The organism is Variovorax sp. Soil_C_39 (assembly GCF_057656815.1).
This window is the reverse complement of sequence record NZ_JBDGJQ010000004.1, coordinates 459,895-475,006: the sequence shown is the minus strand read 5'-3', so window position 1 is coordinate 475,006 and position 15,112 is coordinate 459,895. Positions and strand designations below refer to the sequence as shown.

At 64.6% G+C, this 15,112-nt stretch carries 11 protein-coding genes and 1 pseudogene; 7 read left to right on the top strand and 5 right to left on the bottom strand.

Features of this window, described 5'->3' with window-relative positions; genetic code table 11:
• Positions 1–282 precede the first annotated feature (282 nt).
• From AC3A6J_RS13655 to rrtA, 3 genes and pseudogenes are all read left to right on the top strand, one after another.
• Positions 283–2,619, top strand: a complete 2,337-nt coding sequence (locus AC3A6J_RS13655) for a nitric-oxide reductase large subunit (RefSeq protein WP_487860484.1) — start codon at positions 283–285, stop codon at positions 2,617–2,619.
• 37 nt (positions 2,620–2,656) lie between these two features.
• Positions 2,657–2,758 (top strand): annotated as a pseudogene (locus tag AC3A6J_RS13650) (YdeI/OmpD-associated family protein); the annotation flags it as partial.
• 36 nt (positions 2,759–2,794) lie between these two features.
• A complete protein-coding gene (gene rrtA, locus AC3A6J_RS13645; RefSeq protein WP_487860483.1) occupies positions 2,795–3,406 on the top strand; it encodes a rhombosortase in 612 nt (203 codons plus the stop codon).
• A 30-nt stretch (positions 3,407–3,436) separates the two neighbouring features.
• Here rrtA and AC3A6J_RS13640 read toward each other — a convergent pair whose 3' ends face one another.
• Positions 3,437–6,217 carry an endo-1,4-beta-xylanase gene (locus AC3A6J_RS13640; RefSeq protein WP_487860482.1) on the bottom strand — a complete coding sequence of 927 codons (2,781 nt, stop codon included), beginning with the start codon at positions 6,215–6,217 and terminating at the stop codon, positions 3,437–3,439.
• A gap of 59 nt (positions 6,218–6,276) precedes the next feature.
• A complete protein-coding gene (locus tag AC3A6J_RS13635; protein WP_487860481.1) occupies positions 6,277–7,494 on the bottom strand; it encodes a fumarylacetoacetate hydrolase family protein in 1,218 nt (405 codons plus the stop codon).
• Between the two features lie 141 nt (positions 7,495–7,635).
• Between AC3A6J_RS13635 and AC3A6J_RS13630 the strand changes: the two genes are divergently transcribed.
• A complete protein-coding gene (locus tag AC3A6J_RS13630; protein WP_487860480.1) occupies positions 7,636–8,598 on the top strand; it encodes a LysR family transcriptional regulator in 963 nt (320 codons plus the stop codon).
• A 23-nt stretch (positions 8,599–8,621) separates the two neighbouring features.
• Here AC3A6J_RS13630 and AC3A6J_RS13625 read toward each other — a convergent pair whose 3' ends face one another.
• Positions 8,622–9,323, bottom strand: coding sequence for a TetR/AcrR family transcriptional regulator (locus AC3A6J_RS13625; protein ID WP_487860479.1), 702 nt, complete (start codon positions 9,321–9,323; stop codon positions 8,622–8,624).
• 136 nt (positions 9,324–9,459) lie between these two features.
• On the opposite strand from AC3A6J_RS13625, the gene AC3A6J_RS13620 reads away from it, so the two are divergent.
• The gene (locus AC3A6J_RS13620; RefSeq protein ID WP_487860478.1) at positions 9,460–11,523 is read left to right on the top strand and encodes a carboxylesterase/lipase family protein; all 2,064 of its coding nucleotides are present in this window, start codon (positions 9,460–9,462) and stop codon (positions 11,521–11,523) included.
• A gap of 518 nt (positions 11,524–12,041) precedes the next feature.
• On the opposite strand, the gene AC3A6J_RS13615 is transcribed toward AC3A6J_RS13620, so the two are convergent.
• A complete protein-coding gene (locus AC3A6J_RS13615; RefSeq protein ID WP_487860477.1) occupies positions 12,042–12,785 on the bottom strand; it encodes an SDR family NAD(P)-dependent oxidoreductase in 744 nt (247 codons plus the stop codon).
• A gap of 182 nt (positions 12,786–12,967) precedes the next feature.
• Here AC3A6J_RS13615 and AC3A6J_RS13610 point away from each other — a divergent pair, with 182 nt between their 5' ends.
• Both AC3A6J_RS13610 and AC3A6J_RS13605 read left to right on the top strand, forming a co-directional pair.
• Complete coding sequence (locus AC3A6J_RS13610; RefSeq protein ID WP_487860476.1) at positions 12,968–13,591, top strand: TetR/AcrR family transcriptional regulator; 624 nt, start codon at positions 12,968–12,970, stop codon at positions 13,589–13,591.
• An 18-nt stretch (positions 13,592–13,609) separates the two neighbouring features.
• Positions 13,610–14,005, top strand: a complete 396-nt coding sequence (locus tag AC3A6J_RS13605; RefSeq protein ID WP_487860475.1) for a VOC family protein — start codon at positions 13,610–13,612, stop codon at positions 14,003–14,005.
• Positions 14,006–14,195: 190 nt separating this feature from the next.
• On the opposite strand, the gene AC3A6J_RS13600 is transcribed toward AC3A6J_RS13605, so the two are convergent.
• Complete coding sequence (locus AC3A6J_RS13600) at positions 14,196–15,077, bottom strand: AraC family transcriptional regulator (protein ID WP_487860474.1); 882 nt, start codon at positions 15,075–15,077, stop codon at positions 14,196–14,198.
• Positions 15,078–15,112: the final 35 nt, after the last annotated feature.

The following is a 15,112-nucleotide window of genomic DNA, read 5'->3' as shown; positions in this document are numbered from 1 at the left end:
CAGCTCTATGGCGGACTCTCGCTATCGCCCGCTGCCGGCTGATTTCCGAATGGATTCGCGCAACGCAGGCATTGACGCTGTTGATGGAGAGCGTGCCGTGCGCGCCATGAAGCGCCTATAGTGGGTCGTCAAGCCTCCGAAGCACGAGCTGCTGGCCACTGCCGCCGCATCGTTCCCTGACCAAGGAGGTCTCATGCACCGCTTTCTTTCCAATGGCCGCGACCACCTGACTGGAGTCTCCGCACGCTCGACCGCCGTCGCTCCTAATCTACGGAGACTTGCATGACCAGCACTCGCAAGCTCTGGACGGCGCTGGCCGTTCTGCTGGTGACCTCGTTCGCTGTACTGCTGTGGGCTGGTGGAGAGATCTTTCGCGCCGCGCCGCCAATGCCCGAGAAGGTCGTGGCGCAAGACAGCGCCGTCCTTTATACCCGTGGCGACATCGAAAGAGGCCGCCAGGTTTGGCAGTCGACAGGTGGCATGCAGTTGGGATCGATCTGGGGCCACGGCGCCTACGTTGCGCCCGACTGGAGCGCGGACTGGCTCCATCGTGAAGCGACCGCAGTGCTGGACATATGGGCGCGCGGCCAGGGTGCCGACGTCACGTACGCGCAGCTATCCGCAGAGCAGCAGTCCGCCCTGCGCGGTCGCCTGCAGGCAATGATGCGCGAAAACACTTTCGATCCCCAGACAAGGACGATCACGGTAACGGGTGACCGGGCCGCCGCCATGTCCATCGTCGCTGCGCACTACGTCAGCCTTTTCGGCAATGACAGCGCAACTGCCGAGCTGCGCGAGCAGTATGCGATGAAGGAATCCACGGTCGGTACGGCCGAAAACCGGCGCGCACTTGGCGCCTTTTTTTGGTGGACGGCGTGGGCTGCCACCACCGAACGCGCCGACAAGCCTGGGGACCTGCCCGCGCCCGACACCGGTGGCATGACCGCCAAGAAGGTGACATACACGAACAACTGGCCCTCGGAGCCACTCGTGGGCAACGTGCCCCCGCCGGCGCTCTGGGTCTGGTCGGCCTTCAGCGTTCTGTTCCTGATCGCAGGCATCGCCATCCTGGGCTGGCACCACGCGATCACCCATGGACGCGCCGAAGAAGCGCGCGCGGTTCCGACCAGCGATCCCTTCGCATCGCTGCGGATAGCACCATCGATGCGCGCCACTGCCAAGTATTTCTGGGTGGTTCTTGCGTTGTTCCTTCTGCAGATCCTGCTCGGCGCGATCACCGCCCACTACCAGGTCGAGGGGCAGGCCGCCTACGGCTTCGCGTTGTCCAACTACCTGCCCTATTCGCTCGCGCGGACATGGCACACCCAACTGGCGGTGCTCTGGATCGCGACAGCGTGGCTGGCCACCGGGCTGTACATTGCTCCGGCGCTTTCGGGCCATGAACCCAAGTACCAGCGATTCGGCGTCAACTTCCTGTTCGTATCGCTGCTGCTCATCGTGAGCGGAGGGTTTGCCGGCCAGTGGTTCGCGGTGATGCAGATCCTGCCCCTGGACTACAACTTCTGGTTTGGACACCAGGGCTGGGAGTACGCCGACCTGGGGCGGTTCTGGCAGTGGTACCTTTTCATCGGCCTGCTGCTCTGGGTCGTGATGGTTGGACGGGCCTTGTGGCCGATCTTGAAAGGACCGTCCAGTCACTCCAAATCGATCGTGGGGCTGCTGTTCCTTTCGACGGTCGCCATCGGCCTCTTCTACGCATCGGCACTGATGTGGGGCGAGCACACCCACCTCTCCGAGGTGGAGTATTGGCGCTGGTGGTTGGTGCATTTGTGGGTCGAAGGATTCTTCGAAGTGTTTGCCACCGCGGTCATGGCGTTGATCTTCACTCGCCTGGGGCTGATCAGGACATCAAGCGCCAACATCGCGGTGCTGTTCGCGACGATCATCTTCATGTCGGGCGGTGTCCTGGGCACCCTCCACCACCTCTACTTCATCGGCACGCCGATTTCGGTGGTCGCACTGGGCGCCAGCTTCAGCGCACTCGAAGTCGTGCCGCTGGCCTATCTGGGCTTCGAGGCGTACCACACCTGGAAGATGGGGCAGGCAACGCCCTGGATGGCTCGCTACCGCTGGCCCGTGATGTTTTTCATCGCGGTGTCATTCTGGAACCTGGTGGGTGCGGGGCTGTTCGGCTTCCTGATCAACCCGCCTCTGTCCCTCTACTACATGCAGGGCCTCAACCTCACCCCGTTGCATGCCCACACTGCACTGTTCGGCGTCTACGGCATGCTGGGCATCGCACTGATCCTGTTCTGCCTGCGTGGCCTGCGCGGACACATGGTCTGGAACACCGGGATGTTGAAGCTTTCGTTCTGGTCGCTCAATCTCGGGCTGGCCCTGATGGGCGTGCTGACCCTGCTGCCGCTGGGCACGCTGCAGTTGCTGGCGGCGATTGAGCACGGTTATTGGTATGCGCGTTCAGCAGCGTTCATGCAGAAGCCGATCGTGGAAGCGCTGGTCTGGATGCGCACGCCAGGCGACATCCTCTTCAGTGTGGGTGCATTCGCTCTGGCCTGGTTCGTGCTGAGGCTATGGATCGCACCCCGACGAGAGCCTGGGCTGGCTGGTGAGGTGGAAGCGCCCGGCAGCCCATCTTGAATGGGCCCGGCGCTGCGGCAAGGATGGTGGCCACCAAGCCGTGAAGCCCGAGACGCGCGCCCGACGCATCGCCCAGTTGGTGGAGAAGCTCGCACGCGGCGAGACCATCCACATCTTCGAGCCCGCTGCCAAGGCGTGACGATCACCCGCAAGCTAACGGCACAATTCCGCCACCGTGCAACCTCTTCCACAGCGGTCCTTCGCCAATTGGCTCGTTCCCGTCGCGCTCGCCTGCCTCATGCTGGCCTTGCAGGCGGGCGGTGAGCCGGTGTACGAAGCGCTGCGCTACGAACGCGCGGCCGTGCTCGGCGGGCAGTACTGGCGCCTGCTTTCGGCGCATGCGGTGCATCTCGGCTGGGCGCACTGCCTGATGAACACTGGCGGGCTGGCGCTGTGCGCCGCGTTCGCGGCAGGCACTTGCAGCGGGCGTTCCTGGGCGGCCGCGATCGTGGTGCTGGCCTTGGGCGTGGGGATCCTGCTGATGGCTGCATCGCCCGAGGCCACGAACTACGCCGGCCTCTCCGGCGTGCTCTATGGGCTGTTCGTCTGGGTGCTGGCGCCGCGTGCCTGGCGCGGCGATCGCGTGGCCTGGATCGTCATGGTGGCCGTCATCGCACGCATCGGCTGGCAGATGTTCCATCCGCCTTCGGACGCGCAGCGTGCGCTGATGGGCGGCGAGGTGATGGTCGAGGCGCACCTGTACGGCGCGCTGTGCGCAGGCGCGCTCTGCCTCTGGCAGGGTGCGTGGCCGCACTTGCGGCGGGCAAAGGCCGGCGCCGAGGACTGACCTCGGCGCCCGCTTCACAGCTTCACAGCTTCAGGGCCGGCGGCGGCGGACGAGCGCAAGCGCCGCGAGGCCAGCCAGCGCGAGCGCGAGGTCGCCCGCGTCGAACGATCCGCCGCGCCTGGTGAATGGGAATGCGATCGCCATCCCCGGCGACGCAGGGGGCTGTGTCGTCGGCGGCGGCTCATTGTTCGGCGCCTGAGGCTCGATGTCGTAGGCATAGAGCTTGACGCTCGTTCCCTCCGCGGGACCCTCCGCCTGCATGGCGACGAACCCGCCAACCGATGCCTGCCGCTGGCTGATGGCGTTCCCGGCGTCCCTGTTCGGCGTCTCGCCATCGCCAACTTCCTTCAGGACATGGTGTTGTTTGACACCGTCCTTGTCGGAATACTGGAACATCTTCATCTCGCCGGTCTTCTGGTCGATGGGCGTGTTGAACCAGACCGCCTGATCGAGCGATCTCTCGGCGATCTGCGAGCCCTCCTGGCCGTTCGTCTGGCGCGTGATCAGCGAGTGCTGGTTCCCCACGACGGTGCCATTCGCGCCATTGCCTCTGAACATCACATGCGGGTAGACATTGGTGCCATGGATGAAGCTCTGCATCGTGTGCCCTTCCTCCGCGGCGTACGGCCCTGCTGCAGGGCTCTTTGCCTCTTCGAAGACGAACTTGAGGTTGTCCTGAGCCAGAGCGGGCTCGCTCGCGGGTGCATTCGAATTGGGCAAGGGCACAAGGATGTCGCCACGGACGATGACAGGCGTGCGCGACAGCGATTCAGGCGAGGCCGTGGTCGCGGGCTTGCTTCGATTGGTCAAAGCAGCGGCTTGTGTCTGTCCGTTGAGATCCGACGCCCCGGACACGACCATGTACGTCCTCCCGGGTTCGATTCTCGTGGCGAGCCGCCAGGCTTTTTCCGTCGCTGCATGCTTTTGCAACCGCAGTCCGACCGGATTGTTGATCGGGTCTCGTGAGGACAGGACGAGCGTGTTGTGGCCATGTTTCGGCACCGCCTTCATTTCCGTGACGCCGGTCGCTCTCGCCATGCCGTCGCTCCCGTAGGAGGTCTTGTACTGCTTGAACGGGGTCACACCGTCACTGAAGCGAACCTCCGCATACGAGAGGGGTGCCTCCAGTGCGTTGGCGGCATCCATCCAGCCGACGGTCATCTTGCCGAAGGACAGCACGAACGTCGCCGTGTTCTCCACGTGGGCAGCCGCCGGTGCGGGCCCCCTCGCGGTCACCGTCACGTGGCAGGGCTTGCCGGGAATCACAGCGCAGTCGGGCGGGTTGAACTTCATGCTCTCGACGGCAAACCCCGAGGGCAGGGAGACGTTGGCAGCGGTGAAGACGACGTTCTTCGTGTCGACCGGCACGTTGATGTCGAGCATCGCCTGAGCGTTCTTGCCGCCCCAGGTCCGGGCTTTGAAGGATTCGCCGCCATAGCTGAAAGTGGCGGTCACGCCGTTCGGCGGCAAGCCCGCATCGATGAGGTACTGCTCCGGGTTCGTCGTGGCCCAGTACGCCTCCTTGGGTTTGCCGACGCTGGACCACGGGTACCCGTTGGTGTGATAGCCCGGGTCCGTCATCCCCCACCAGGTAACCCGGTGCACGCCTCCCTTGTACTCAGGGTGACGACCTCCCGGGCCGGCGGCGTATTCCTTGAGCAGGCTGAAAAGTTTCGCGTACTGGATGCCCTGCTCCATGAACAGGGCCTCCATTTCGGGGCCATTCTGGATCCGCTGTCCTTTGTCCAGGCCCAGGTTCGGCGCGAGATCCAGCTCGGTCAGATCGACATTCGCGCCGGTTTCGAGATAGGTCTTGATGGTCCGCTCGAAAGCGTCCAGGTTGAGCCTCATGTCCCAATGCCCCTGCGTGCCGATGACGTCGATCAGCGGCCTGGGCTTGCCCTTGGCGTCCAGGAGGATCCGCCCCTTGCCGGCAGCCGATTCGGCCGCGTACCGTTCATTGAATTCCTTGACCATCGCAGCGATCGCCGTGGCCTTCGAGGCGCGCTCGTTGTCGTTGAAGTCGTTGTAGTTCAGGATGGCCGTCGTGTTCTGGCGCGCGTAATAGAAAGCGTCATACATGTATTCCCAGCTCTTCCCACCCTTGGCATAGGCTTGCGCCCATCGGGCCGGCCGCTCCTCGGGGCTGTAGCCCGTTCGCAGGGCGTTCCTCCAGTCGGCGGGGTTGTCGGGGTTGTCTTTGAACGCTTCGTTGACGACGTCCCATGAGTAGGCCTTGAAGGGTTCCCGATCGAAATGGCCGGCCGCGGTCCGCACGTAATGCTCCAGACCAGTCTTCGCCGTTGCGTAGTCCCACGGCGTTTCCCATCCACCATTCGAAGTCAGGACGTTGGGCGCGGGCCATTGGGCCGACTGGTTGTGCCAGAGCAGCACGTGCCCGGTGACCTTGACGCCGCGCGCATTGGCCGCGCTGATGTCGGCGTTGATGCCCGAGGTCAGATTGGTAAGGAAATTGGGGGTGAGATTGCTCATCCCTCCATTCCAGAAATCGGGCTTCATCGCGTTGCTGGGCGTCACCGCGTTGAAGTGTTTCAGGGTCATGGCGGCGACCGAGTTTTCACCCGGCACCACCTCGGCGCCGAAGTTGCGCGCGTCGAGATTGGTGCTGCCGATCAGGAAGTAGTTCTTGTACACGTCCTTCAGCGCCGGCCAGGCCGCAGGATCCGAAGGCCGATCAGCCGCCAGGGCAGCGCTCGCGATCACGAGTCCGGTTGGCAGCGAAATCAAAAGCCGCATGAAGCCAGGTCTGCTGCGCCCCCTCGCAGATCCACGTTCGATGGTCAGATGCATGCTTGTCTCCTTGGGTTGAAAGGACTCACTCCGGGCGGGTTCCAGGCGGTGGCCGGCCGTCACAGCCGTCCCCCCTGCAGCAGACCGCGCTCGGCCAGGTTGCCGATGAAGGCACGCAGGCCGAAGCGCCAGGGCGGCGCGGCCTCGCAATGCGTCACCCGATTCAGGAGGCAGCCCAGCCAGGGGCTGTGGATGCTGACCATGTCGCCCAGCTTGTGGGTGAACCCGCCGCCAGGCTCGTCCCGGTCTTCGGTGGGCGCGAACAGCGTGCCCAGGAACAGCATGAAGCCGTCGGGATACTGGTGGCAGGCCAGTGTCTGCGCCACCAGGTCGACCGGGTCGCGGCTGATGCTGGCCATGGTGTTGATGCCCCGCAGCGTGTAGCCGTCGTCGCCGGCCACCTGCAGGTGCACGGTCTCGTGGCGCAGCTGATCGAGGCCGAAGTGGCCATCGAACAGGCGGATGAAGGGGCCGATGGCGCAGGACGCGTTGTTGTCCTTGGCCTTGCCGAGCAGCAGCGCACTGCGGCCTTCGATGTCGCGCAGGTTGACGTCGTTGCCCAGCGCGGCGCCGACGATGTCACCACGGCTGTTGACGGCCAGCACCACCTCGGGCTCGGGGTTGTTCCAGGTCGATTCGGCGCGGATGCCGATGTCCTGGCCATGCCCCACCGATGCCAGCACGGGCGCCTTGGTGAAGACCTCGGCATCGAGGCCGATGCCGACCTCCAGGTATTGCGACCACAGCTTCTGCTGCTGCAGCAGGTTCTTCAACGCCAGTGCCTGGGCCGAGCCGGGGCGGATGTCGGACAGGCTGGTGCCGATCGACGCCGTGATCTGGCTGCGTAGCGCGAGCGCACGACTGGCGTCGCCGCCGGCCTGCTCCTCGATCACGCGTTCGATCATGCTGCCGGCAAAAGTCACGCCCGCGGCCTTGACAACCTGCAGGTCGCAGGGCGCCAGCAGCCAGGGAACGGCGGGGTCCTGGCCTTCCGCCTTGCTGTTGTCGAGCAGCGCATCGACGCTGCACAGGAACTCGCCGGCCACTGAACGCACAGCTTGCGCCGGATGGTCCGTCTCCAGCAGCGTACTCATGGTGGCGAAGTGCTTGCTCAGATCGAACACGCCCTCCGGGCGCAGCACCACCACGGCCGGGCCCGCGGGCGTGCCGGCACGCCAGACACGGCCGACGAGCGTTCCGGCCAGGCCGTCCTGCGGCAGCACCTGGTGCAGGCCATCGGTGCGCACCGGCGCCAGGTCCAGTGATCTGATTTTCATGATGTCTCCGGAATGGATACGCGGCGTGCGCCGACCTTGCCGCGACTCGCCGGCTCTCTGCGGGGCCGTGCTTGATCGACCCGAAGGCTAGGTCACGGCCCCCTGACGGTCCACTGACTTTTTCGGTAGCATCCATTCCAAATGGTTATGAGTTCAGGCAAGACTTCGGACAAACCCCTGCTGCTGGCGCAAGTCTCGAGACTGCGTTTCCGGCATCTGCAGTTTCTCGACATCCTGGGAAAGACGCGCAATCTGCGCCTGACTGCCGAGCAGATGTACATCACGCAGCCGGCGGCCACCAAGGTGTTGATGGACATCGAGGAGATGCTGGAAGCGCGCCTGTTCGATCGCCTGCCGCGCGGCATGCAACCCAATGAGCTGGGACTCTTCACCTTGCGCTATGCGCACTCGGCACTCGACAGCCACCGCAAGTTCGTGGACGAGTTCAGCAATCTGAAGCTCGGCGGGCACGGCCATTTGTCGATCGGCGCCATCTCGGGAGCGGCGGCGCATCTGCTGATCGCCGCAGTGGCCGAGCTGCAGCGCCTGCGGCCGCTGCTGGTGGTGAAGGTGCAGGAACAAAGCAGCGATCAGCTGATCGTGTGGCTGTCCGAGCGCAAGATCGACGTGATGATCGGCCGTTTCACCGATGAATCCCAGCGCGACCAGTTCCACTACGAAAACCTGACCGGTGAAAGGTTGCAGGTCACCGCAGGCGTGCACCATCCGCTGCGCGGACCGAGCACCACCGGACTGAGGGAGCTCTCGAACTGGCCCTGGATTCTCTATCCGACATCCACGGCGCTGCGCAAGGTGTCGGATGACATCTTCCACAGCCGAGGCCTGTCGCTCACCTCGGGCATCGTCGAGACGTCGTCATTTCTGATCGCACTGGAGCTGATGCAGAGCACGACCATGCTGTCGCTGCAGCCCGCCGCGCTGGTAGAAAAGTACGTGCGGCGCGGCCTGCTGACGCGCATTGCGGTCGAGCTCCCCAACCGCATACCCGACTTCGGCCTGATCACGCTGCAAGGCGAGCCCCCCAGCACGGCCGTGCAGGCGTTCATGGACGTGATCCGCAACATGGCGGACCAAGAGGCCTGACCAGTCGGTCGAAGCGAACCGCGCTATGCCGCGTTCGCAGGCACCGGAGACGGATGCCGGATGCCGGCCTCCAGGTAGTCCATGAACAGGGCGCGTTCCTGCGCTTCGTTGCCGCGGCGGCCGATGCTCAGCGGCCCGAACGGTGAGCGCTTCGCGTAGCTGCGGTACGAGATGCCGTAGTACAGCGAGTTCATGGTGAGCAGCAGGCGGAACTTCAGATGCTCCGTCTCGAGGTCGGGCATCAGCATGCCCAGGCGCTCGAGCGTGAGCGTGAGCAGGTCGCGGTGCAGGTCGGCCGAGATGCGCTGCCCCTCTTCGCCGAAGTCCCAACCCAGTCGGCCGATGAAACACACGGCGTCGCGCCCCAGTCCGGGCTCGGCCAGCATGTCGATCATCGGACCGAAGGCTGCCTCCAGCACCTCGCGCACGCCGTGGCCGCGCGCACTGTCCGCACTCAATGCGTTCAGGCGCTCCAGGCACCGCGGTTCGAGGATGCGCTTGAGCATCTGCGCCACTTCGCGCACCACGCTCTCGCGATTGCCGAAGTGATAGTGCAGCGCCGACAGGTTGCTGGCGCCCGCGGCGGCCACGATGCGCCGCAACGACACGGCATTCATGCCTTCGCGAGCGAACAGGCGCATGGCTTCCAGCAGCAGACGCTCCCGCGTGCCGGTGCATGCGACATCGCGGCGGGTGTCCTGGGCGGGCGTCGGAGGCTTGGGCATGGCGTCGCGATTGTGACGCGCACGGCGGGTCATCCCTAATTCAAGTGAATTAATTCAGTGGAATTATGGCTGCTGTGAAAAGCGCGCGCCATGCGCTGGCCGTGCCCGCAGACATCCCGATTTGAAGGAGACGAACATGACGAGAGACAGGAAGACCCTCGATGCGCGCGCATCGAAGCGATGGTGGCTGCCGGCCCTCGTGGGCAGCGCGCTCGTGCTGGGCTGCGGCGGCGGCAACGGCGGAGGCGGTGGCGGCTTCGCCTTCGTGCCGCCGCCCGCGCCCGACACGCAGCCGCGGCTGTCGGGCACCTTCGCCGGCGGGCCGGTGGTCGGGCTGAACTACAGCGGCTCCGTGTCTGGCGCGCGCACCACCGATGACGAGGGGCGCTTCCAGTACGCATCGGGCGAAACGGTCAGCTTCTCGATCGGTGCACTCGCGCTGGGCTCGGCCGCCGGCGCCGAATCGCTGTCGCCGCTGAGCCTCAGCGAAGGCGCCGCGTCGCCCGCCGATCCGCAGGTGAGCAACAAGCTGGTGCTGCTGCAGACCCTGGACGCCGATGGCGACCTGAACAACGGCATCCAGATCACGGACCCGATTCGCGACACGGTCTCCAGACACGCGGCGGCCATCGACTTCGCGCAGCCCTCGGCCGCCTTCCGCACCAGCCTGGCGACCGTGCTGGCTGAGCTGGAGCAGGCCAACGCCTTCTCCGATCTGGACCCGCGCCCCCGCACGGCGCGCACGGCAACCGCGGCGCAGGAGCAATTTGCGCGCGCGACCAGCGTGCGCCATGTGGTGAGCACCACGGGCGGCTCGCTGCGCGGCTTCGAGGCCACGCCGACCACCTGGCAGTACCTGGGCATCCCGTATGCGCAGCCGCCCGTGGGTGATCTGCGCTGGCGTGCGCCGCAGGCCGCCCTGCCCTGGCGCGGCGTGCGCGACGCCACCGCGTGGTCCAACCAGGCCGCGCAGAACCCGACGATGGAGCCGCTCGGCGAAGGCGGCATGAGCGAAGACTCGCTCTACCTGAACGTGACGGCACCCAAGAACGCGTCGAAGCTGCCCGTGATGGTCTGGTTCCATGGCGGCTCCTTCGCCATCCTCACCAGCAACTCCAAGCAGTACAACAACGCGGCCAGCCTGCCGGCCAAGGACGTGGTGCTCGTCACGGTCAACCACCGGCTCGGGCCGTTCGGGTATCTGGCCCATCCGCTGCTCAGTGCCGAGAGCGGCCACGGCGGCTCGGGCAACTACGGGCAGATGGACCTCGTGGCGGCGCTGCAATGGGTGAAGTCCAACATCGCAGCCTTCGGGGGCGACGCGGACAACGTGACGATCTTCGGCCAGTCTGGCGGGGGCGGGAAGGTCTATTCGCTGATGAATTCGCCGGATGCGAAGGGCCTGTTCCACAAGGCCATCGTGCAAAGCGGTGCCAGCGAAATCGCCACCGAGGGAACGCCGCAGTCTTCCCTGGCTACAGGCCAAGCGATCGGCAAGGCGGTGTTCGCGCGCGTGGGCGCCACCACCCTGGCGCAGGCGCGTGCCCTGCCGTGGACCGCGTTCACCCAGGCCGACCTGGACGCCGGCATCCCGCGCGAGACCTACCGGCCCAATGTGGACTACCGCTACCTCGTCAAGACCTATGGCCAGAACATGACGGACGGCATGCCCAGCGACGTGCCGCTGATGGTGGGCGCGACCTCGGGTGACTACCCCTCGCTGCGCGCCGCGCTGCCGGTCTTCATGACGCAGCGCACGCCCACCTACCGCTCGCCGCAGTACGTCTACAAGTTCAGCCGCGTGCCCGCCGGCTGGACGCGGCTCGGCCTGTTGAGCGGACACAGCGGCGAGTTGCCCTACCTGTTCGACTACCCGCGCGGCATTGCGACCAACTACAGCCTGGGCCTGACGCTCACGCCCGACGGCAAGAAGCCGCCGATCGGCGACCTCAACGGCAACGGCGTGAGCGGCAGCGCCGGCGACGAGGCCGACGTATTGGCCGCGATGGAATGGGGACCGGCCGACACCGCGATCTCGGAACAGACGATGACTTTCTGGACCAACTTCGCCAAGCATGGGCGTCCCGGCACGGCCACGCTGGACTGGCCTGCCTACACCGTGACGGGGGATGCATTCATGGAGATCGGCCCGGAAGCAACCTCTTCGGTACGAACCGGGCTGGCGACAGCGTTCCCGTGAGCCTGACGGCCGCTGCCTGAGGTTTCGGGCAGGGCGGCCCTCGCATTGCCTTGGCGTGCAGCCGGCGCACCGACCTTGTTTCAAGGTCGGTGTTTGCCACGCGCGGTCCAGGCCGCCATGCCGAGCGCCCCTGCCGCCTCTCTTCCAATGCCGCCTCGTTTCACCGTGCCACCGGCGCGTCGCGGCTGCGGCACTTCGTCATTGCGCTGGGCCGTCTGCTGGACGATGGCCGGACGAGCCAGAGCTGCGCGATGGCCATGCGCCGCTGGTCGCGCATGACGACTGGCATCTCTTTTCACTTGGTTCGATGTGTCCAACGCCTCGTCTCGGACGCAGGATTCGACTCCTGTGATGATGTGGCGCACCTTTTAGACGGAGCCTGAACCGCCGAAGGCAGAATGCGGCAGTTTGCCGACAGCGAAGACTGCAATCGGGCCAGGAGCGGTCGTTCGCCTCAACCTCTCACCTGATTCAGGCTGAAAGGCGAAACGCAATCGGCTTTCGGATATCCGTGCTTGCTACGTCTGCGAGGCTCCGCCATCTGCGAACAGTTCCACCCCATTGATGTAGCTTGACGCGTTGCTTGCAAGAAACGCTACGGCCGAAGCGATCTCATCAGGCTCCCCGATGCGGCCCAGCGGGCTCTTGGCAGTGAGAAAGGCCATTCCTTCGTCAGCCTGATCTCCGAATGCTTCGCGCAGGGATTCAGTGTTGGTCGGCCCAGGGCTCAAGATGTTGATGCGGATGCCCGTTCCCTTGAGTTCCGTCACCCAACTGCGAACCATGTTGCGCACAGCCGCTTTGGTGCCGCCATAGATGCTCATGGTCGGGCCTGGGTCCATGGATGCGGTAGAACCAATGATCACCACGCTGGAGCCGGGCAGGAACAGCCCCAAAGCTCCCTGGATCGTCAGAACCACGCCCTTGACGTTGGTTGAGAACTGCTGGTCGATTTGAGCCTCGGTAATCTGGCCGAGCGGTGCATGCACGCCTCCGCCAGCGCTTGCCACGAGAACATCAATTCGGCCATAGCGGCGCCGAACATTCGCATATAGCGCCTCATTGCTTGCCGCTTGGCTGACATCGGCAACGATCCCAACGGCGTCGCCGCCCAGTGAGGCTACGGCTTCGTCAAGTACTGCCTGCCGCCGACCCGTTATTACCACGCTGGCGCCATCGTTCGCCAGGCGTTTGGCTATGGCCAGCCCGATCCCGCTTCCACCACCGGTCACGACGGCTATTTTTCCGATTAGATTTTTCATTGCGCACCTTGTGTTGTAGTGACCGCTACAATAAGTTATAGTGATCGCTAAAGCAAGAGGGTGGACGTTCGGCGGCACGCTTCAACCCACCCCTTGCCGGTCCGACGTAAAGCCCTGGCACTTGCAACGCTCTTGCCTCGGTCATGCGTCTCTCGAGGAACGTCGAAGGAGCCTGTAGAACAATGAAGCAAAGAGATCCAGGAACGTCCAAGGCCACTGCCAAGCGCCCATCGGGCCAACCACCCCGGCACGCCTTTGACCGTAAGGCAGGCGTCGTCGTCGCCAAGGACCTTTTCCACGAACGGGGATACGACGCGATAGGTATCGCTGAGCTCACACGCGCCCTTGATATCAATCCACCGAGTCTCTACGCTGCCTACGGCAGCAAGGCCGGCCTGTTCGAGCAGTGCCTAGCTGTTTACGTGGAGGAAGCCAACCTGCCCGCAGACAAGATCCTGACCCCGACCAGACCACTGCCTGAAGCAATCAAGGATTTTCTGTTGCACGCTGCCGTGCTGTACACCAAGTCAAAGACCAAGCGCGGCTGTATGGCGACCGAAGGCATGCGCGCGAGCGACCCACATGCCCGCGCTTTGGCAAGCGCCTACGGGCAGGCAGCCGCCACCTTCATCGAGCGATACATCAGCCAAAGTGAGCCACAGCGTGCGCGGGAGCTCGCCGACTACGTCGTGACAACCTTGCAGGGCCTTTCAGCAGCGGCTCGCGCCGGGATGACTAGGGCCCGCGTAGTGTCTGTCGCAAAGCTCGCCGGCCGAGCCTTCGAGTCGTTCCTGCATACCGCCTGAGCAGAGCGCCGTACAACCATGACACTCTTGGACCACATTGAATTTGCCGTGAGCGATGCAGAGGCATCGCGGCGCTTCTACGAACTTGCGCTTGCGCCGTTGGGCATCACCCGAATCATCACCGTCGGGCCCCAGCGCACCCGCACAGGGGGCACACGCCACGGTTTCGGAAAGGATGACTACCCAACTCTCTGGATCCACGATAGCGAGCCCCCTGGAGCGGGCACGCACATCGCCTTCGCGGCGCGGAGCCGGGCTCTCGTTGATGCCTTCCATGAGGCCGCGCTGGAGGCCGGCGGGTCCGACAACGGGCCTCCAGGAATTCGGACGCGCTACCACGAGCACTACTATGCTGCCTACGTGCTAGACCCCGACGGCATCAACGTGGAGGTCGTCTGTCAGCAGCCTGAGTAAACAGGACCCACGGCAGAGCTGCGTTGTTTAGCCATGGACGACCGCTTTGAGCAAACTGAATGGCGGCATCGGGCGCACAAGCGACATCGAACTCAGAACCGTTGTCGGTTGCATTGCCGCGTATCTTCGACGGCGGCAAGAAAGTCTGCAATACACCGCGCCCCTTATGCTTCGACCTCTTGAGTAGTGGTCATCGCATGCTTGCGGCAATTCGCGCAGCGTCCTTCGAAGGAGGCAACCCGAAGGCACGCGCGTATTCCCGGCTGAACTGGGTTGGGCTTTCGTACCCCACCTCATGTGCAACGGAAGTGACGTTGGCGCCGGCGGAAATCAGCAACGTTCTGGCCTGCAGCAGGCGGGTCTGCTTCTGGTACTGCAGTGGACTGAGTGTCGTTGCCGCCTTGAAGTGACGGTGGAACGCCGAGACGCTCATGGCCGCATCCTCGGCGAGTTCCTCCATGCGCAAAGGGCGCGCAAACTCTTCGCGAATACGTTGGACCACGCGGTTGATTCGCGCCAAGGAAGTTTCCGGCGTCGCGATGTCGCGCAGCATCCAGCCCATGGGCCCCTGCAGCACTCGGTAGAGGATTTCGCGCTCATAGGCCGGGGCCAGCGCCGGGATGTCCGCGGGATGGCCCATCAACCGCAGCATCCGGACCCAGGCATCCAGCAACTCCGGAGTCACTGCTGCCACCGAGAAGGCTGATTCTTGGCCGGCGAAGTCGGCAGTTTCAGGCAAATCGGACAGCAAGCTGGTCAGTACAGCGGGCGCTAGCGTGAGACTCACAGCAAGGTACGGGGCACCCGAGTTGGCGCTGCGCACCACTCCCGCCGCCGGGAGGCCGATGGACATCACGAAGTAGGTGGCCGGGTCGTAGTGCAGCGTCTGCCCGCCCACGGTCATCGACTTGCTACCCTGCAAGATGACATTGACCATGGGGTCATAGACGGCAGCAAGCTCATGCTCCGGAATGGCCCCCTGCACCATCGCCACACGGGGAATGCCCGTTTCAGTCCGCTTGTTCTGTGCATGAGCCGCCAACCTTCGAAGCTCGTTCAACTGTTCTTCCATGGAGCGATTGGACTGCGGCCGGGCTCCCGGCACAA

Coding starts and splice junctions, on each gene's coding strand:
- AC3A6J_RS13610 (WP_487860476.1), top strand. CDS start 12,968: ATGAAGCAAAGAGATCCAGGAACGTCCAAGGCCACTGCCAAGCGCCCA.
- AC3A6J_RS13630 (WP_487860480.1), top strand. CDS start 7,636: ATGGTTATGAGTTCAGGCAAGACTTCGGACAAACCCCTGCTGCTGGCG.
- AC3A6J_RS13640 (WP_487860482.1), bottom strand. CDS start 6,217: ATGCATCTGACCATCGAACGTGGATCTGCGAGGGGGCGCAGCAGACCT.
- AC3A6J_RS13655 (WP_487860484.1), top strand. CDS start 283: ATGACCAGCACTCGCAAGCTCTGGACGGCGCTGGCCGTTCTGCTGGTG.
- AC3A6J_RS13625 (WP_487860479.1), bottom strand. CDS start 9,323: ATGCCCAAGCCTCCGACGCCCGCCCAGGACACCCGCCGCGATGTCGCA.
- AC3A6J_RS13620 (WP_487860478.1), top strand. CDS start 9,460: ATGACGAGAGACAGGAAGACCCTCGATGCGCGCGCATCGAAGCGATGG.
- AC3A6J_RS13615 (WP_487860477.1), bottom strand. CDS start 12,785: ATGAAAAATCTAATCGGAAAAATAGCCGTCGTGACCGGTGGTGGAAGC.
- AC3A6J_RS13605 (WP_487860475.1), top strand. CDS start 13,610: ATGACACTCTTGGACCACATTGAATTTGCCGTGAGCGATGCAGAGGCA.
- AC3A6J_RS13600 (WP_487860474.1), bottom strand. CDS start 15,077: ATGGAAGAACAGTTGAACGAGCTTCGAAGGTTGGCGGCTCATGCACAG.
- AC3A6J_RS13635 (WP_487860481.1), bottom strand. CDS start 7,494: ATGAAAATCAGATCACTGGACCTGGCGCCGGTGCGCACCGATGGCCTG.